Here is a 19614-nt window from a genome sequence, read left to right as displayed (position 1 = left end):
TTGTTTTTAACAGATTTATAACTAAATTTAGTTTATAGCATTTGCAGTTATAAAAGAAATTTAAAAGGTGAGTGATTCGGTGAGTTTACAATTACAAACCTTCAAGAAACCATATTAAAGCGGGATTTTAAGCTTGGGTACAGTTCCCTCGCTCTCCGCGGAGAAAAACCAAAGCCTGAAATCAAAAATTTCAGGCTTTTTGCATTTTAAGCGACGCTAATTTCCACACGAATTCTCATCTAAGGGATCAATGCGGATCAACGGATTAGTACCAAATGTTGGGGAGCAGGATATAAAAATTTAGCTTAGCATTTTTACAACTATTGATATTTATGCCATCAGCTACCGCCTCCTTGAGAGACTATACTTATTTCCAGTGGTTTTACGGTAGTTAAGCGGTGGCTGTCCAGTGTTGGTTCAGTAAACACCGCTTAACCTCTGTTCAATATTTGTTCAATTACCACTGTAGTTCTGTTCAAATTAATGTCGATATAATAATTTTTACTTACATTTAAGTAACTGATTACGAACATTTAAAATATTACTATGGCAATTTCTAAAAATGGACCATTGGGATTGTACAGCGGAAAATTAGGTCCGTTATACGGATACATCCTGAATGGCAAACAGGTACTCCGTGCAGCGAGACACAAATCGAATATCCCGAGGTCGTCTAAACAACTGGCCTATCAGGAAAAAATGACAGTACTAACCTCCTTCTTCAGAACTATCACTCCTTATATCCGGATCGGTTTTGCCTTATCAGCAAAAAAAAGACTCATTAACAGTAACAACGCAGCAAAATCGTACAATTTAATACATGGTATTACAGGCGAATATCCGGGACAAACAGTGAATTATCCAATGATCCGCTTAACTGAGGGTGGCTTGTCTGTAGCCAAAAATGCTTTGGTAGAAAACAATGCTGATGGCTTTAAATTTAGCTGGGCCTATGATCCACTGGACCAAGAAGGCAACCGAAATGATAAAACGATGCTAATGGCCCACTTTACTGAAAAAGAAGAAAGCCATTATTTGATTAGTGGTGCAGAAAGGGACAAACTAGAAGAGGTTTTACATATACCTCACGAGCTGAAAGGACACGAAGCTGAAACTTATATTTCTTTTGTAACAGACGACAGAAAGGCTATTTCTAACAGCGTATACATTGGCAAGTTCATGTTTTAGAGAAGTCTTCATGCATAGTGACATTTTACTTTCTTCTCAATATTTGCATCCCTGTGGTTTCTGTTTGATGAGGTCTATAAGTGGTTTGGCATTGATCCGCTTAAACTTTTAACCAGGCCACTGCGGCGGTCATCATGGTCTGCAAGCCTGTCTTCAAGGTTGGATGTATTACAGGTGCAAATTTAGGAGAGTGATTACTAGGTATAGAATTTAGCAGGTTATTCTTTTTAGCTTCCAGATACACCTTAGGTTCAGTTCCTCCCACAAACCAAAAAACATAAGGGACTTTCCAGTTTCTCCCGAAAACACTAAAATCTTCACTGGCAGAAGCGGGCTGTGTTTCATAAGATCTATCACCAAACTGAGTACGAAAGGCCTCTGCTACTTTTGCTGTAGCAACAGCATCATTATCTGTAATTGGATAGCTATCCAGCATAGTAAATTCAGGATCCCTTGGCGCATTAGAAGCCGTACATTCTGCACAACAAATACGCTTAACCGCCGAAAGGATATGATCTCGTACACCATCATTAAAAGTTCGGATGTTCAATTTCAGGGTAGCATCATCAGGAATGATATTTTCTTTTACACCAGCTTGCAATGAACCAACCGTTAGAACAGCATTTTCTATTGGTGCTACCTCCCTCGAAATAATGGTTTGCAGACGCATCGTCGTTGCGGCTGCCATAATCACAGGATCGATAGAGGTTTGCGGTTGTGAGCCATGCGCACCACGCCCAAAAATCTTAACTTTAACACTATTACCTGCCGATAAGATAGGGCCACTACGATAGCCAACTGTACCAGATTCTCCTACCATTACATGCTGACCAAGAATAATATCCGGCTTTGGAAACCGATCCATCATCCCGGCATCAATCATCGCTTGTGCTCCACGACTAATCTCTTCACCAGGCTGAAAAACCGCCATTAAAGTCCCCTTCCATTGATCTCTATGTTCCGAAAATAGTCTTGCAGCACCCATCAGCCACGTTACATGCAAATCATGACCACACACATGTGATACACCAACTTCTATCCCCTCTTCATCTCTGCTTATTTTAGTACTTGAATAAGGTAGTCCGGTATCCTCTTTAACTGGAAGTGCATCCATATCCGCACGAAGCATCACTATAGGTCCATCTCCATTCTTCATCAAACCGACTACACCGGTTACCCCAATCTCCGTCGAAACCTCAAATTGATATTTAGTTAAATAATCCGCAGCAATTTTAGCTGTCCGAAATTCCTGCATTGATAATTCCGGATTTTGATGAATATCTTTATAAATCTCTTCCAACTCGGGAAGCAATTGATCAACAAAACCTTCCATCTTATCATTAAAGGTCTTAATTTGATTGTTTTCCATAATTTCTAAAATTAAGATTGTTTTTTTCTAAGCCTCATTTACCATAATTCGTAAATGAGGCTTAATTATAATCAATAACATGATCAATTGATAGACGATACAGCTTGAGCTGCTTCTGCTATTACATTAGCTACTTTTTGTGGCTGTGAGATATAAACGGCATGACTACCATTGATTTCCGTAACTTTTGTATTGGAACGTCTGTACATAGCACGCTGGATTTCTGGATTGATACTTTTATCCGCGGTGGCTACAATGCCAAATGCCGGCTTATTTCTCCATGCGGCATCAGTGATCGGGCTTACAAAGCATTTGCCATAAAACGCACCATGTGACGCATACATAAATTCTGCATCCTCTTTGCTCAGGTCACCACAAAAACCGGCGTGGAACTTTGTCTTATCATAGTAAACAATGCCTTTATCATCAGGAGGTAATATACCATTCTCCGGCGCAGGCTGAGCAGTCTGAAACCACTGCAATGCAGTCTCGTCATTATCAGGTTGGAAAGCAGCAATATACACCAGTCCGGCTACTTTTGGGTGATTACCAGCCTGGGTAATAACTGCCCCTCCCCAGGAGTGACCGGCAAGGATAGCTTGACCATCCTGAGCATCCAATACTAGCTTTGTGGCCGTAACATCATCCTCTAGGGAGGTTAATGGGTTTTGAACAACAGTTACATGGTAACCTTGATTGGTAAGATTTTCATAAACACCTTTGTAACCAGAGCCATCCGCAAACGCTCCATGTACCAATACTACGTTTTTTATTGCCTGGGATTTTTCTTGATTTTCCATCTTTTTATCCTTTTAAGTTGTTATTTGTTTTAACTATACATTGGTGTAATCCATCGCGTCCCTTATAACATTGTAAAATATTTTTTGTGTTCACAATATTATGAGTACAACAATTCAAACAAAAGACCTCCTAAAGCAACGCACTCATTTAAAGAAACTTCCTTACCTTGTATATTGTTAAATCAATGCTATGTATAACTATACACTTTCGAAGGATGACATATTGATCTTTTTACAATACTCCGCTTCAACCACGGGTAGATTGAAAAGGAACAGAAAGTTAATATGGATTTTGCCGACTTATTTTGTTATTTTAAGTGCAATCGGTTTTTATAGAGGCAAGAGTATTTTTACTATCATTTTATTAGCCTTTGCAATATGCTACATACTAACAATAAACCAATTTATGAAGTATGTCATAGGCAGAAGGTTAAAAAGAGCAGCTACTGAATTAAGTGGAATGGCTGACTCACCTATTCAATTGGAAATAGCTGATGATCATTTGCATGTTATTGATCGGGCCGGGGATTATAAATATATGTTTTCAGCAATAACACTCATCAGTGAAATTCCCAATCATTTTCTAATTAAACTTAGTAATAGTCAGGTCCTGATCATTCCAAAAATCAACACCTCCCTTTGCAACGATATCAAAAACATAAAGACCACACATAACTTACCCTTTCGCCATCATTTGGACTGGAAATGGTGATGAACTCCTATAATCTACTATTTCCATAGATTTTATTGCAAATAATAAAATATATACTATATTTGCCTAACTAAGCAACTGTTTACCAACAACAAGTAAATGAAAATGGATTTACATTTTTTTAAAATGAAAAGAAGAACAGCTAAAGAAGAAACCCACTTTCTCTTAGAACGCTGTTGTTGTTGCTAATTCGACCTGCTGTAATTGCCACTAAAAACTAAGGCATACAAGCTCATTAACAAATCTTAAAATACGAAATAAAGGATGTCAAAAAACGTCCACAGGGCATTGCTATGCCAAAACCAAAGAAACCAATCATTTAATATTAAAATCATGAAAAAAAGCTTACTTATCCTCTTTTCAATTCTGCTTACGGCGAACTTTGCTTTTGCCCAAAGTACAATAACAGGCACAATAAAGAATACCAATGGCACTCCGGTACCAAAAGCTACTGTGAAGATAAGAGGCACCAAAATCTCTGCCATTGCAGATGAAAATGGTGTCTTCAGTATCAATTCAACCCAGGAACTTCCATTTTACCTTCAAGTCAGTTCAGTTGGTTACAAACCACAGGATTTTCAGATATTAAAGCTTCAGGATACACCTTTCGAGTTAGTTCTGGTTGAAAGTGCTTTACTGGATGAGATTGTTGTAACCTCAAGAAGACGTTCGGAGGTGCTGCAAGATGTGCCTATTGCAATTACTGTTATCGGGGGCCGATCTGCAGAAAATGCAGGAGCTTTTAATGTTAACCGCTTAAAAGAGCTGGTTCCCTCTGTACAATTATACGCTTCAAACGCCAGAAACACCACACTCAATATCAGAGGTTTAGGCTCAACTTTTGGCTTAACTAACGACGGTATTGATCCGGGAGTAGGTTTTTATGTAGATGGGGTTTACCAGGCGCGTCCAGCCGCTACTTCTACAGATTTTCTTGACATTGAACAAATAGAAATCCTGCGTGGCCCTCAAGGTACCTTGTTTGGCAAAAATACTACTGCTGGTGCATTTAACATCACCACTACAAAACCAACCCAAACACCAAGCGCAAAAGTAGAAATGAGTTTTGGAAACTATAATTTTATACAAGCCAAAACATCGGTTTCCGGGGGCGTAGCAAAAAACCTTGCCGCAAAATTATCCATCTCAGGTACTCAAAGAGATGGTACGATTTGGAATACCAGAGAAGAACGCAAATATAGTGGACAAAATAACCTTGGCTTTAAAGGTCAGCTGTATTACACCCCATCTGATAAATTACAAGTATTGTTAAGTAGCGATGTAAGCATCCAGCACCCAGCAGGTTATCCATTGGTAATTGCAGGAGTGACTACGACAGAAAGAAGTGCATACCGTCAGTATGCCAAGATTGTTTCTGATTTAGGATATGAACAGCCTAAAATAGATCCATTTTCCAGAGAGATCAATACCAATACGCCATGGAGACACAACCAATCAATTGGTGGTATATCTGTAAATGTGGACTATAAAATAGGTAACGGAACGCTGACTTCAACCACTGCATGGAGATTCTGGAATTGGGATCCAACAAACGACAGAGACTTCTCTGAATTGTCGGCACTTACAAAATCTCAGGGGAACTCCCGTCATGACCAATATTCACAAGAGCTTAGATACGCAGGTAATATAGCTGAAAAAGTAAGCGGTGTGATTGGTTTATTTGCACTTAGCCAGAACTTAAAAGGCTTAAACCAAACAGAAGAGGTGGGTAAAGATCAGTGGAGATTTGTGCAAACAAGCAATACCGGTGCTCAGGCATTATACTCAACACCCGGCTTATTAGATGGCTACGGGATCAAAACCAATTCAACCATCAAATCATTAAGTGCTGCTATATTTGCCCAGGTTGACTGGGAGTTCTTAAATCACCTGCATGTTTTACCTGGTTTAAGGTTTACTTATGATAAAAAGGATGTAGATTATGATAGAGTAACCTATGGAGGCCTGCAAACTTCAGATGCTGCATTACTTGCACTTAAAACCGCAGTTTATAGTAATCAGCGATTCAATACCAGTGTAAATAACAATAATTTGTCTGGTAACATCACCTTGTCATACCGTCCTACCCCTAAGTTAAACGCTTATGGAACTTTCTCTACTGCTTACAAACCAGTTGGTGTTAACGTAGGTGGCTTACCGACTACTTCTACTGGAGAAGCGGATTTGTCTCTGGCTGTAGTGAAACCGGAATATGTTCAACACTATGAACTGGGCCTTAAAACCAGGCCCTTTAAAGGTGGTCTGGTCAATGTTAGCGCTTTTACCACAGATATTAAAGATTACCAGACTAATGTACAATCGCCTCAGTTGGGTGTAAACAGAGGTTATCTTGCCAATGCAGAAAAAGTTAACGTAAAAGGCTTCGAAATTGATGGGACTTACCAATTAGAAAGGTTCTTAAGTTTAAATGCCGCCCTTGCTTATCTTGATGGCAAATATGTAAAGTTCACAAATGCACCATTGCCATTAGAAGAAACCGGACACACAGAAGTTATTAATGGTGTCGCTACGCAGGTGGCATTTAAAGATGCCTCAGGAGGCAGATTGCCAGGCATATCTAAATGGAATATTTCTGGTGGTGCAGAACTTAGCACTCCCGGCAACCTGGCCACTAAAGAAGGTAGATACTTTATTGGTGGCGATGCCAGCTACCGTTCACAATATTCTTCAAACCCAACACCTTCACGTGTATTAAATGTTGATGGTTATTCCTTATTCAATGCCAGATTAGGATTTAAATCTGATAAATTCTCAATATTTGTTTGGGGCAGAAACATTACAAATACAAATTACTACGAACAATTGCAAGCTGCAGCGGGTAACGCAGGCTTATATGCCGGTGTGCTTGGTGATCCAAGAACTTATGGAGCTACATTACGCTTTGCTTTCTAAGCTCATTTTGGCTAGATGCTGAGACTATAGGGCTGCTGTATCAATTTGTGATAGAGCAGCCTTTTTTTGAGTCTCTCCAAGTTATTATTCAATAAATAGTTGCTTTTCGATGAATGATTTGAAGGTTACCAATGATTGTTCATGAATATCCTCACAGCTATCCAACAAAAAAGTATAGAAAATCTTCCCCGCAAATCTGTTTTTGCTTTGATTGGCCTTAAAATACGTCAATTGCCCATTACCTTTAGTCTGCAAAATTGTCGGTTGTTCCAGTAACAAGCCAGGATCTTCCGGATTATTTCTTTCAATCCCGAGTGTGTAGGTATGACCACCACCAAGATGTGGATACATACTTTTATCTTTTATTTCGTAGGCAATCATCTTATCATATTTATTGGAAAAGCTAATTTTTTGCCTCATAGGGTATTTGACAACCAGATTATCTAGATAGCCGCTTAACTCCTCACCATCTCTGGCAACTTTCATCATCATCAACAAGGTATAGCCAATATCTTTCCCCTCTTTATTTTTTATTTTTGGTGGTGTCATTATAAATACATTTTGCCTGTTTTTAAAATCTACCACATTTATTATCCAGGTGCTATCTAACAATATTTTCACACCTAATGGTCTCGAAATAAAAGTAACCATCTCTCCTTTCGATGCTTCCCAAATTTCTGTATTCTTATACTCCTGATCAGCATCAACATCAGTAAACCGCTGAAGTGCGGCCTGCCCAAATTCATTTTCAAATGCACCTGGCTTACCTAGCGCTAGTTTAGCCTTTTTCATGGCAAACAAAACTGTGGACGGCATACCAGCTATCATCGAAACATACGCGTAGTCATTCCAAAATGGCCCTGCATAATTACCCAAAGAACATTTCTGAGCCAAAATAAACTGATCAATCGCTTTGACAGCCCCATTAGAAAGCCCATAGTGGTATCCCAGAAACCAGTGTCCCCTGACATCATTAGGACTACTCTTAATAGCCAAATCATAATTTTTTACCGCTAAGTCAAATGATTCAGACACATCCATATTATACAAATAGTGTGAAATATCACCTAGCAATAACTGCAGTTCCGTATTTTGTTTTGGTATAGAAGCAAATGAGGTATAAGCTTCTTTAAGCGCAGCGATGAGTATTGCTTTTGGTTGATCATACTTCCATTCCACTGCCCAACGGTCGTAGAATCTTTTATTATCTTTAATAAAACTGTAATACTTAATATGTGTCGCATCCGTACTTATTTTACTGATATTGATATAGTCAATATTAGCAAAAGAGGGAAAGCAAATTGAGATACAAAATAAAAAAGCGATATAAAACTTGGTCATGAGCGTATTAAATGGTTTTCCTAAGTTATTACAATCCTACTGAATTTCATACGAAATACTATTTAAAAAGAAATTATCCCAAATACAGTCAAGTAATTTAATTTGTCGAGCAACACAATATCTTGCCCCAATTAACGTCTTTCTATGTGAGATGAGCGGGCATAGTCAGATTGATTATTCCCGCTTTCTTGTTTAATTAGGTAACCACATCTGTGTTACAGAATCGGCTTATAGTTTTATATTTGCGATCTCAACTTTTATGAAAAAGATCATCACCCTATTTTTGGCTCTATTAGCATTAAACGCCAATTCGCAAGTACTTAGAAATAGAACAACCAAGCTAATGGGCAGCCGCTGGCAAATAACCATTGTGGCAAAAGATTCCATTACTGCTGAACAAAATATAGATACTTGTATTGCCGAGGTTACGCGGATAGAGAACCTGATATCAGATTGGAAATCCGAATCGCAAGTATCGCAGGTAAGCGCTAATTCAGGCATACGCCCGGTTAAGGTCGACAGGGAAGTTTTCAAACTAACCCAAAGAGCAATACACTTATCTAAAATCACCAATGGTGCTTTTGATATCAGCTTTGCAGCGATGGATAAAATATGGAAGTTTGATGGATCGATGACTACCATGCCTACACCCGAAACGGTCAAAAAATCGGTAGCCAAAGTTGGTTATAAAAATATTGTACTAGACAGTGCCAACTGCACCATATTTTTAAAGTTAAAAGGTATGAAAATTGGTTTTGGCGCCTTAGGTGAAGGCTATGCCGCCGATAAGTGCCGGGATATGATGCTTGCCAGAGGTATAAAAGCGGGAATAGTGAACGGATCGGGCGACATGAGTACCTGGGGCAAACAACCCGATGGTAGCGATTGGAATATAGGGATTACTAACCCAATGAAGGAAGACACTGTTATAGCCGTTATACCATTAGGACAAGGAGCTGTAGTTACCTCGGGTAGTTATGAAAAATTTGTAATGTTTAACGGTAAACGTTATGCGCACATTATTAACCCTGCCACAGGCTACCCTGCCACGGGCCTATGCAGTGTAACTATTTTAGGTCCAAACGCCGAAACAGCAAATGGCTTTAGTACCTCCATGATGGTTTTAGGAAAAAATAAAGCGATACAGTTTATCAAAAAGTTCCCGGCATACCGTTATATCATCATTACAGATGAGGGGAAAATAATTTCTTCACCCCAGCTTCACTTTAAAAAGCAACAACTAAAATAAGGCCAATCAATAACAATCAGTACGTATTTGATCGCGGGATTGGTAGAAACTTAGGCTTGTACCTGCTTTTGTTTGACAAATGTTTTCCAACACATCCATCACATCTTTTTGCATAGCAAGCGAACCACATATCATCAACACGCCGCCATTGCGTAATGCATCAGCTATAATATCGGCATCCCTATTAATCAAATGGCTCACGTATTGCTTTTCGCCTTCACGAGAGAATGCGGTATGAGCTTGCTTAAGCTTGCCGGTGGCGGTACTTTCTTGCAACAAATCCCGATACATCCCGTAGGACAACTGCTCTCTGAAACCACAATACAAACTGCAAGGTATTTTTGCTTTGTTCTGACTGATCATCCCTAAAAAAGGTGCTATTCCTGTCCCATTAGAGATCATTACAACTTGAGGCACCTTTGCAGGGAAATGAAAGTGTTTATTGCTAACAACACGCGCCTGCATTTTTTCACCAGCCTTTAAGCGATGTAAAAAACCTGAGCCTAAGCCACCCGACAGCAGTCTTACGCTTAACCTGATCTCCTTATCAATCAAACCAATAGAATAAAGTCTTTCTCGGTGGTCATTTTCAGGGTAAATGGCCAGTAAGTCGCCCGAGGTTACCTTTAACCTTCGACCCATTTGCAGACTCAAACTAAAAGTGCCATCACTGTTTGCGGTAGCGGTAGTGCTACTAACCGTAAAAGTATCTAAACGGCTAGCTTCGACAGTTTTCAAATAAGGTAAAACTGTCATAGGGATGCCAGCCTGCTGCGACCAGGCCTCGGCCCACAAGCCAAATTCTTGTGGCGATCTGTCGTTTACCGTATGGATGTCTGTCAATGCAGAGGCCCACGCTTGTCTCGATAAAATCTGGTTAACTTCAAATGCAAACTTGCAAAAATCCGGATACGCGTGCGACCCAAAACCAACAACTGAGTATTGAACCTGCTGTGGCTGTTGATATTTATCAAGTAGCGAAGCAAATTTAATTGCATTTGTAGGTGAGTCGCCTAAGCCATAAGTAGCGGTTAATACAATAATGTGCTCCGCTTTGGGGAAAATGTTATAGTTATTAAGTTCGGTTACGAATGATCGTTCGCCGGCTTTAAGCAATTGCTGGTGAATGGCTTGCGCGAAACCAAAAGTACTTCCATTTTCTGATCCAACAAGAATCACAAACCTGCTCTCACTAGCCTTATACTTATTTTTAATACGATTGGCCCTACGCTTTAAGGTAATGGCAAAACCTGAATAAATGAAAAATAAGATATTTGCCGAAGCTATAGCCAACACAATAGCCCAGATACTACTGCCACGTCCGGTATGCAATGTAAGACTCAAATTGGTAAGCATCACCGCCATTGGATATTTAACTTCGCTCAGGATATCGCCCGTTATCTGGTTAACCGCTACTTCTCCGGTTTTAAGTTTAAGTGTATAATAATCTTCCGCGTCATCAGAAAACGGAAACTCGATCGACTCTACTTCCGAAAGCTTGGTTTGCTTAAAAATAGCAAAATCGGTAGCCTTTTTTAGGGGCTTAGACCGAATAGTTTTAAAATCGACCTCAGGTGAAGCTTTCTTATTTTCAATAAATCCAAACCTTGCAAGCGACAGGTAAGTACCACTGAGGGCAATAACAACGATAACAATAAGCGACCAGCGCCCCAATACCACATGGTAATACTGCGCAAAATTATCGCGTGCTATATGCGTAAAAAAACGTTTAATCCCCCGCTGCCGCTGGATAATTAACGCCGTGCCCGAAACAGTGATGAGTAGTAATAGAAAAGCAGTGACACCAATAAAAACCCGGCCAATCTCATGCAAAAACAACGACCGATGCAGCGCCGTAACCCACTGAAAAAAAACATTTTCTTTGCCTGGAACACCTAATATCTTACCCGTTTTCGGATCGATATAAGCATGTAGCTTTTTACCATTGGCATCGCTGCCTTTTACCTGCACAAATTGGTTGGCATCAATAGTAAGTTCAGTAATACCCGGATACTTTTTACGTAGTTCAGGCAATGTTTGCGCAAGCGAAGTTTGGGTAAAGTTATCAGCACGATAAGGCTGGATTTTTTCTACAACGGGCTGAAAAGCAAGTATAACCCCGGTAACCGATGCCAGCGTTAATAAAATGAAAGAAGATACAGCCAACGCTAAGTGACTGTATCTCCATATAGAAATTGTCATAAAATATTAGTGACGTTAGTTAGCGCTAAACCGCACGTAACGTATATACCCTGTTCCATCGTTTTTTGCGGAAAGCGTTTCGGTTGTTAAAGGGATCTCCAGATCCTTTACATTATATTTTTTATCTTCCACAGCACTTTCAAATCTAATTTTGTAACCAGAGTTGATCTTTGAGTTTTCTATCTCAATCACATTAACACTACGGTCGCCACCCGTAACCGAAGCTCCGGTTATAGCGCTGATATTCGTCGTTTTTTTAGCATAGAATGCATTCCATTCTTTTAGCGTTTTATACCATTTTTTATCGGAACCCAATACATATAATGTTTTTTCATAAGCACCTTTACTGTCGATCAGCGAAATGACAATATAAGCGCCTTCGCCCATGTAGTTGGTCATTTGTATCAGGCATTTGTATTTACTGGTTGCCTGGGCAACTGATGTTGTTGGCCTGGCAAAAGTTAGGGCCATCAATAAAAGGGCTGCAGTATAAAATTTAGACATCATTATTATTTCAAAAAGTTAACTGATATATTGTTTTTAGATAGTGTTTCGTTCTCGTTGGCCAGGTCAAAAGCCGTTTCTTTAAAATTGGTAACCGCATCTTTTTTGGCTCCTATTGATAAAAGATATTTCAACATAGTATCATCTTTAGCAATTAATGCTGCTTTATGCAACGCAGTTAAACCTTCTTTGTTTTTAGCATTCACATCAATATTTAAAGGTTGTAAACGTTTTACCAATGAAGGATCGTTTTTAGCAACGGCCAAGTGATACAAGGTGTTGCCGTTTTTTTGAGCTGCACTTACATCTAACCCCTTTTCTTTTAAAATAGCTAATTTGACATCAAAATCTTCTGGTTTAGGTCCATTAAACGAGCGCTCACCGCCTTGCGAGCGATAAGATTCTACCGCATAATAAGCCAGGTTATTACCATCCTTGTCTAAAGATTTAACATCGGCACCTTTGGCAATCAGGTAACGTATTACATCTATCGAATTACCTTTTACTGCCAAAGCCAATGCAGTTAGACCTTTTTGGTTGGACTGATTTATGTTTTTGACATGAGGGAGTAACATACCCAATATCGCAGTATCACGATTGGAAGAAGCCGCAAGCATTAATGCAGTGTTACCTTCATCATCGGCTTGATTTACATTCACACCTTTACTCAAAAAGTATGCGACAATATCCCTCTGATCTGCTTTACGTACAATAAAATGCAATGCGTTCTCACCACTTTTTGATGTAGTAGCAGGTTTAATACCCAGGCTTTCAAGGTACTGAAAAACCGGCAGACCAATAGCATTACCGCCCCTGCGACCACCACCTTGGGCAGCCATCAACATGGCATTTTGATTAGGTTTTACGCCTTTTTGTATCAGTGTTTTTAACAACTCGATATTTCCCGACTTAGCGGCATAGCTAAACGCATTGTTACCTACAGCATCGGTACTATTTAAATCTAAACCTTTTGAAATAAAATAGTTTGTAAGCGCCATATCCTTATCATTGGCAATAGCCAATAATAACACATTTGCCCCTTCGTGAGTAACGTTCTTTTTTAAGTTGGCACCATGCGCCAAAAACAGGTCATAAATTTTAGTGTTTTGCTGACCGCTACTAGCCGCAAAAAGCAACGGGGTTGTACCATGGCTATCTTCGACATCTATTTTCGCTCCCTTGTTAAACAGGTACTCCACAAGCTCAGCATTACCACGGTTGGCAGCCCAATGTAAATAGGTACGACCATCATGGGTGAGTTTGTTTACGCTATTACCCGGTTGAGTCAATAGGTATTCTATAGAAGCGTTTGGCGCCTGCGCGCTGATAGCAATCACCACTGGATCCATACTCATCGCATTTAATTGAGAAGGATTGTTCCCCTTGGCAATCTCAGCTTTTACGGCGTTCACATCAGGTGCCCCTTGCCAGAATGATTGGTCCATTAGGGTATTTTGCTGCGCATGGGCGGCTGCAATAGATAAGGTAAAAATGGCGATAAGTATTTTTTTCATCAGTTATATTATTGTTGCTTAAAGACGCACGGCCGAAGTTAACAAAAATCAGTCTAAATAAGAATAATAAAAAAATGAAATTGATAAAATACTATTTAATATCCCAAATACCCGATGCTCGTTCCAATTCGACTAAGGCACTGGCATAGTTAGACTGAGACTCATAATAACTTTCCTGCAATTCATTATAGGTCCTTTGTGCATTTAAAACCTCCAGCAAGGATGTCTCCCCTCTTTTATAGCTGTATATTTTAGCATCCAGGATCTTTTTAGCTTCTGTTAAAAGTCCTTTCCGATACTGCTTAACCTGCTTACCGGTGGCGGTATAATTAAAATAAGCTTGGGTAACCTCTATTTGAATCTGTTGCAGTACCTGTTCGTATTGTACATCCGCTTGTTTAATCGTAAATCCGGCAGCTTTCAAATCACCTTTATAATGATTAGACAATTTCAACGGGACGCTAAGTCCTACCGTAGCCGTACGATGATAAGGTGTTGGTGCCTCTTCATTGGTAGAAACCCCATTAAATGTCATTCCTGCAGTAACTCCTAAGTCTATTGTTCTGTTCGCCTTTACCAGAGCAAGGTTTCTAACTGCCACAGCCTTATTATTTAAGGCTGCTACTGCATCAGCTCGAGAATTCTGGGCATTGTCAACTAAACTCTGCCAGTTGAATTCCCTATCAAGATCATCGAAGTTCCCATTTGGCACCATTAAACTGTCCGGATGCTTCCTACCCGTATATCCACTCAGTTTAACCAGGGCGCTTTTCCAGTTGGCCTCGCTTTGATACACTCCATTTAACAGCTGATCCGCTTCCAGTTTAGATTGTCTTGCATCTGTTTCTGTAATTTCACCCAACTTAAACCGAACAGCATCGGCATCTGCAAGTTGTTTCATAGTACTATAGGAATAACGCTGCACCTGTAATAAAAAATACTGATGAATCGCTTCATAATAAGATGTTGCAGCTTCTGCCCTAAGGTTCCAGAAATAGTTTAACAATAAAGCTTTACTTAGATCTGTCTGACTTTTGGCCAGATTGATCCTTGCACGCCTTTTACCCCCAAGTTCCAGTGTGGCACCCAATCCAAGGTCCAGTCCCTGACCTAAATGCAACTTAGATTCCTGGTTATCAAAACCACTGATAGAGAATTGGGGATCAGGAAAAACTTTTGCACTTTCAATTCCCGCCTCAGCAATATTCACATTGTACTGCTCTGCTGCATACCCCAGGTTCTCTTTCCCCACAAGTTGAAGGTAGTGCAGTACAGATATTTTTTTATTTAAAGCCAGGGTATCTACCTGTGCCAGTCCATTATAAGCTACCCCCATCATTAAGAGGAATAGTAAGATTGTTTTATTGAATTTCATTTATTTATTATTTTTCAATTGTCAGATGGAACATTTGGAAGTGATGCAGATTGAAAATCCTCTTTTCCCCACTTGTTTTCCAAAAGGTAATAAAGTGCCGGTAATACAAATAAGGTAATTGCAGTAGCCACAAATAAACCATATACAATAACGGTAGCTAATGGGCGCTGTACATCAGACCCTATGCCTGTTGCCAGTGAAGCCGGCAACAACCCTAATGCAGCAACCGTTGCAGTCATTAAAACTGGTCTGAAGCGATTCCTTGCACCTTGTAAAACCGCTTTAAGCAAATCATATCCTTTTTTTCGCAGCTCATTGATATGTGAGATCAGGATTACGCCATTTTGTATTGCGACACCAAATAAGGCAATAAAGCCAACTGCTGAGGAAACATTTAAAGTCATTCCCCTGATGTTTAAGGCCAGCATACCACCAAATAAGGCAAGAGGAACGATACTTAAGATTAATCCGGCTTGTCTGAACTTCCCGAATGCACCATAAAGTAGCAAAAACATGATGGCTAATGCAAGCGGAACAATAACCGCCAACTTTGCATAGGCCCTGTTTTGATTTTCAAACTGCCCACCCCATTCAATACTGTATTTCTCGTGATCATATTTTATCTGCTCGTTGATTTTTGCCTGAGCCACTTTTAAGAAAGAACTTAAATCTGTTCCCCTTAAATTTAGCCTTACAGTAAGTTGTCTCCTGTTCATTTCTCTGGAAATTGAGCTTTCACCAAGATCTGTTTTTATCTCTGCCACCTGTGATAAAGGTATTTTGGCACCTGCAGAAGCTGTCAATAGCAAATTGCCAATTTTCTCCGGAGTATCTCGACTTGTTTCTTTATAACGGCAGCTCACATCGTATACCTTATCTTCTGAAAATATTTGGGAAACAGCTTTGCCACCAATTGCTACTTCAATAAGTTCAGCAACATCACTCATATTTATACCATATTTGGCTACAGCATCCCTGTTTACTTTAATCTGCAGCTGAGGTAAAGGAGGTTCCTGATCTATCGCGATATCTACAGCACCCTTAACCTGTTGAAGCGTGTTCACTACATGCTCTGTAATTCGCCTCGTCTCCTTAAAATCTTTTCCAAATATTTTAACAACGAGTTCACTATGCGCTCCTGCAATTTTATCCATAACACCATCTATCATTGGCTGGGTAAAAGCTACCGAATAACCTGGCATTGCAGCATATTCTTTTGAAAGGTCTTCAATCAGGTTAGCTTTGGTCCGTCCGTTTTCCCATTCCTTATATGGTTTCAGTCCTACAGAAACTTCAAAGTGTGATGGGGTAAAGTAATCTGTACCATCATCATTACGGCCGGCCTGAACAGTTACATAGGTAACTTCAGGATGCTTAATGGTTTGTACCCGCAGGGCATCACTCATTTCCTTCGCCTTTTCCAGCGTTACACCAGGAGGCAAAGAAACCTGTAACCAGATAGAGCCTTCATCCAGCGGAGGAAGAAAGTCTTTTCCTACTGTAATAGATAATACAACAGCACCGACAAGCACAAATGCCAATGGAAGGAAAACTTTTTTAGGTTTAGCCATCACCCTTTTAAGACGGCTTTCATACCATGCTGTAAGATTTTCCAGCCATTTATTATGATAGAGCTTTCTTGGTTTCCTGTAAACGGCGTAAGCCAGTCCCGGAATAAGTAATAAAGCCACTGCCAAAGCACCGATTAACGCATAACCTACTGTAAACGCCATTGGAGTAAACATTTTTTTCTCTACCCTTTCAAAAGAGAACAGCGGAAGATATGCAGTAATGATAATAATTGTTGAAAACAAGATTGGTTTAGCTACTCCTAAAGCCCTTTCACCAATAGATTTCTCCACCAGTTCCTCCTCCGGATGATCTTCTCTTTTCTTAAGAATAGTCTCCAGCATCACAATTGCACCGTCTACTATGATCCCAAAATCTATAGCGCCCAAAGAAAGAAGGTTGGCCGGAATTTTTGTAAAATGCATCAAAATAAAGGCTATTAAAAGCGCGATAGGAATAGTGATGGCTACAATCAGCGCGCCACGCCAGTTACCCAGAAAAACAATCAGTACAACCACTACTAATCCCATTCCTTCCAATAGCGTATGCGAAACAGTATCCAATGTTGTATTTACCAGATTGGTTCTATCTAAAAATGCACGTATAGTTACACCTTCAGGAAGGATGCCATTATTAAGCTCATCCACCGCTTTATGAATCCCCGTTAACACTGTGGATGGATTTTGTCCTTTCAACATCACCACAATCCCCTCAATTCCATCAGCATAGTTTACATTGTGATCTGTATAGCCTAGTACACCTTTACGTTCCAGGTTCCCATACTTTAATTCTCCAAGATCTTTGATATAAACCGGGACACCATTAACTGTCTTAACAACTACTTCACCCAAGGCAGTAAGATCTTTGACTAAACCAATACCACGTACTACATAGCCCTGATCTCCTCTATTTAAAATACTTCCACCAGCATTGGTATTGTTGTTATTGATTGCAGTTTGAACCTCTGAAAGTGAAATGTGATACTGAGCAAGCCTATCGGGATCAAGTTCTACCTGATACTGCGTTGTAATGCCTCCAAAATTACTAACATCTGCTACACCCTGAACCTGTTTAATTCTAGGAATGATGGTCCAATTCTGCAAATCTGTAAGTTTCCTTAAGTCGTGGTTTTTGCTTTCTATAATATATCTATAGATCTCCCCTGTTGGAGAAGTCAGCGGATCAAGTCCAGGGATGGCACCAAAAGGAAGATTGACCTCAGTAAGTCGCTCCTGAATCCTTTGCCTTGCCCAGTAGTCTTCTACACCGTCATCAAAAACCAATGTGATCAGCGAAAGTCCAAACAGACTCCTGCTACGCATCACATGCATTCCCGGCAATCCGTTCAGTGCCCTTTCAATGGGTATAGTGATCTGCTGTTCTACTTCCTCGGCAGCCAGTCCGGGAACTTGTGTTACAACCTGCGAAGTTACATCAGCAATATCCGGATATGCTTCTATGGAGAGTTGCTTCCATGAATAATAACCAAATACGCTCAGAAGTATAAATAGCGCGGCAAATAGCCACCGTTTTTTTATGGCAGTAAAAATTATTTGTTTCATAAATGATTGTCTATTGGCGTGATTACTTGGCTCCTAACAGGTAGAAACCACCTTCTGATACGATTCGATCTCCTTGCGACAGACCTGAAATGATTACCACCCGATCACCCTCTGTATTACCGGTTTCAACTTTCTTTTTTTGATATTTACCATCAGCAGTAACCGTGAAAACAAAATTTGCATCATCCATCTGAAAAATTGCTTTCAGTGGGATAAGGATGGCAGAAGCAGGCGCGTCTATAAAATTTACGGAAGCATACATTCCCGGTTTAAGGCTACGATCGGCATTTGGACATTCGATAAGGACCTGTACACTTCTGGTATCCTCGTCAACCACCTCATTTACATGGTAAACCTTTCCGTTTATCTTTTTGCCGGGTATAGCCGGTAATTCAACAACACATTTGTCATTTTTATGGATATAGCGAATATCTTTTTCTTTGACCTGACCAGCGATCCATACGCTTGATAAATTAGCAATGGTTGCTACACTGGAAACATCATCCTTTATGAACTGACCAAGGACTACTTTATTTTCTATTACTTCGCCATTAATAGGTGCATGTACAACCAAAGCCTGACCAAAAGTAAGTTTAGCCGGATCGGCTTTAAATATTCTGATTCCGGTCGCAGCATTTTCATATTCTTTTTTTTCTACGTCATAAGCAGTTTGAGCTTCTTCCAGGTCTTTTTGTGCTGCAACCCCATTCGCAATTAAATCCTTCTGACGTTTTAAAGTACGTTCAGCCTGAATCAGCTGTGCTTTTTCCTGAAAGAATATCTTTTGTGCGGTAATAAAATCCGGTGATATGATCTCAAACAAAGGTGTTTCCGGAGTAGTCTTCATACCCAGTCTTAAATAGGTTTTAGTCACCCTGCCCGGAAAGGGTGGCGCTACATCAGCATATTGGGTAGGTATGGCTTTAACGACCCCTGTTGTTAACATCTGGAGGCTATAGGGCTCGGTTTCGACTGTTATTTCTTTGAGTTTTGCTTTCAATACCGAATGGTTGGGTACAGTAATAAGATCTCCATTTACTGTTAAAATAGCTGGTTCCTCTTTTGCAGGAGACTGTTGACAAGAAACAATAAATCCTGTCATAAAAAGTAAAATTGTAACCATCAGAAAGAACTGAGTACTTTTTTTTGATTTCATAAATCTGTGTGTTTGTTTATTGAGTTTATATTTATCGGGTACCAAAATGATATTCCAGCCATTCTGCCAGTATAATAAGCAGCACAACAAGCAGATACCCAAGCACCCATTGTTTTTGGGACCGTTTTAAAGACATTGATTAAATCGTTTAATGTAACTG

The 19614-nt window shown here is 39.8% G+C and carries 13 protein-coding genes; 4 read left to right on the top strand and 9 right to left on the bottom strand.

The features are described from left to right. Positions 1 to 546: 546 nt before the first annotated feature. Entirely contained in the window at positions 547 to 1188 is a 642-nt protein-coding gene (locus tag P0Y49_07915) for a DUF6266 family protein (GenBank protein WEK21064.1), read from the top strand. 100 nt (positions 1189 to 1288) lie between these two features. On the opposite strand, the gene P0Y49_07910 is transcribed toward P0Y49_07915, so the two are convergent. Next, positions 1289 to 2557, bottom strand: coding sequence for a M20 family metallopeptidase (locus P0Y49_07910; protein ID WEK21063.1), 1269 nt, complete (start codon positions 2555 to 2557; stop codon positions 1289 to 1291). An 83-nt stretch (positions 2558 to 2640) separates the two neighbouring features. Continuing rightward, on the bottom strand, positions 2641 to 3357 hold the full coding sequence (locus tag P0Y49_07905; protein WEK21062.1) for an alpha/beta hydrolase: 717 nt from the start codon (positions 3355 to 3357) through the stop codon (positions 2641 to 2643). Positions 3358 to 3763: 406 nt separating this feature from the next. On the opposite strand from P0Y49_07905, the gene P0Y49_07900 reads away from it, so the two are divergent. Both P0Y49_07900 and P0Y49_07895 read left to right on the top strand, forming a co-directional pair. After that, complete coding sequence (locus P0Y49_07900; GenBank protein WEK21061.1) at positions 3764 to 4069, top strand: YcxB family protein; 306 nt, start codon at positions 3764 to 3766, stop codon at positions 4067 to 4069. A 333-nt stretch (positions 4070 to 4402) separates the two neighbouring features. Further along, the gene (locus tag P0Y49_07895) at positions 4403 to 6982 is read left to right on the top strand and encodes a TonB-dependent receptor (protein WEK21060.1); all 2580 of its coding nucleotides are present in this window, start codon (positions 4403 to 4405) and stop codon (positions 6980 to 6982) included. A gap of 84 nt (positions 6983 to 7066) precedes the next feature. On the opposite strand, the gene P0Y49_07890 is transcribed toward P0Y49_07895, so the two are convergent. Further along, positions 7067 to 8323 carry a hypothetical protein gene (locus P0Y49_07890; GenBank protein WEK21059.1) on the bottom strand — a complete coding sequence of 419 codons (1257 nt, stop codon included), beginning with the start codon at positions 8321 to 8323 and terminating at the stop codon, positions 7067 to 7069. A gap of 259 nt (positions 8324 to 8582) precedes the next feature. On the opposite strand from P0Y49_07890, the gene P0Y49_07885 reads away from it, so the two are divergent. After that, complete coding sequence (locus P0Y49_07885; GenBank protein WEK21058.1) at positions 8583 to 9572, top strand: FAD:protein FMN transferase; 990 nt, start codon at positions 8583 to 8585, stop codon at positions 9570 to 9572. Positions 9573 to 9578: 6 nt separating this feature from the next. Here P0Y49_07885 and P0Y49_07880 read toward each other — a convergent pair whose 3' ends face one another. The 6 genes from P0Y49_07880 to P0Y49_07855 all read right to left on the bottom strand — a co-directional run bounded on the left by P0Y49_07880 (position 9579) and on the right by P0Y49_07855 (position 19454). After that, on the bottom strand, positions 9579 to 11774 hold the full coding sequence (locus P0Y49_07880; GenBank protein WEK21057.1) for a PepSY domain-containing protein: 2196 nt from the start codon (positions 11772 to 11774) through the stop codon (positions 9579 to 9581). 15 nt (positions 11775 to 11789) lie between these two features. Further along, positions 11790 to 12281, bottom strand: a complete 492-nt coding sequence (locus P0Y49_07875; protein WEK21056.1) for a DUF2271 domain-containing protein — start codon at positions 12279 to 12281, stop codon at positions 11790 to 11792. A gap of 2 nt (positions 12282 to 12283) precedes the next feature. Further along, entirely contained in the window at positions 12284 to 13792 is a 1509-nt protein-coding gene (locus tag P0Y49_07870; GenBank protein WEK21055.1) for an ankyrin repeat domain-containing protein, read from the bottom strand. A 91-nt stretch (positions 13793 to 13883) separates the two neighbouring features. Then, positions 13884 to 15167: a TolC family protein gene (locus P0Y49_07865; protein WEK21054.1), complete on the bottom strand. Its 1284-nt coding sequence runs from the start codon at positions 15165 to 15167 to the stop codon at positions 13884 to 13886. A 14-nt stretch (positions 15168 to 15181) separates the two neighbouring features. Then, positions 15182 to 18298: a CusA/CzcA family heavy metal efflux RND transporter gene (locus tag P0Y49_07860; protein WEK21053.1), complete on the bottom strand. Its 3117-nt coding sequence runs from the start codon at positions 18296 to 18298 to the stop codon at positions 15182 to 15184. Positions 18299 to 18320: 22 nt separating this feature from the next. Further along, positions 18321 to 19454: an efflux RND transporter periplasmic adaptor subunit gene (locus tag P0Y49_07855; protein WEK21052.1), complete on the bottom strand. Its 1134-nt coding sequence runs from the start codon at positions 19452 to 19454 to the stop codon at positions 18321 to 18323. Between the last annotated feature and the right edge of the window lie 160 nt (positions 19455 to 19614).

Source organism: Candidatus Pedobacter colombiensis (genome assembly GCA_029202485.1).
GTDB classification, from domain to species: Bacteria; Bacteroidota; Bacteroidia; order Sphingobacteriales; family Sphingobacteriaceae; genus Pedobacter; species Pedobacter colombiensis.
Note: the sequence above shows the minus strand (reverse complement) of the source record. Positions and strands in the feature narration are given on the sequence as shown.

Excerpts from the sequence above, each read along its gene's own strand:
- P0Y49_07915 (WEK21064.1), top strand. The coding sequence starts at position 547 with ATGGCAATTTCTAAAAATGGACCATTGGGATTGTACAGCGGAAAATTA.
- P0Y49_07910 (WEK21063.1), bottom strand. The coding sequence starts at position 2,557 with ATGGAAAACAATCAAATTAAGACCTTTAATGATAAGATGGAAGGTTTT.
- P0Y49_07905 (WEK21062.1), bottom strand. The coding sequence starts at position 3,357 with ATGGAAAATCAAGAAAAATCCCAGGCAATAAAAAACGTAGTATTGGTA.
- P0Y49_07900 (WEK21061.1), top strand. The coding sequence starts at position 3,764 with ATGAAGTATGTCATAGGCAGAAGGTTAAAAAGAGCAGCTACTGAATTA.
- P0Y49_07895 (WEK21060.1), top strand. The coding sequence starts at position 4,403 with ATGAAAAAAAGCTTACTTATCCTCTTTTCAATTCTGCTTACGGCGAAC.
- P0Y49_07890 (WEK21059.1), bottom strand. The coding sequence starts at position 8,323 with ATGACCAAGTTTTATATCGCTTTTTTATTTTGTATCTCAATTTGCTTT.
- P0Y49_07885 (WEK21058.1), top strand. The coding sequence starts at position 8,583 with ATGAAAAAGATCATCACCCTATTTTTGGCTCTATTAGCATTAAACGCC.
- P0Y49_07880 (WEK21057.1), bottom strand. The coding sequence starts at position 11,774 with ATGACAATTTCTATATGGAGATACAGTCACTTAGCGTTGGCTGTATCT.
- P0Y49_07875 (WEK21056.1), bottom strand. The coding sequence starts at position 12,281 with ATGATGTCTAAATTTTATACTGCAGCCCTTTTATTGATGGCCCTAACT.
- P0Y49_07870 (WEK21055.1), bottom strand. The coding sequence starts at position 13,792 with ATGAAAAAAATACTTATCGCCATTTTTACCTTATCTATTGCAGCCGCC.
- P0Y49_07865 (WEK21054.1), bottom strand. The coding sequence starts at position 15,167 with ATGAAATTCAATAAAACAATCTTACTATTCCTCTTAATGATGGGGGTA.
- P0Y49_07860 (WEK21053.1), bottom strand. The coding sequence starts at position 18,298 with ATGAAACAAATAATTTTTACTGCCATAAAAAAACGGTGGCTATTTGCC.
- P0Y49_07855 (WEK21052.1), bottom strand. The coding sequence starts at position 19,454 with ATGAAATCAAAAAAAAGTACTCAGTTCTTTCTGATGGTTACAATTTTA.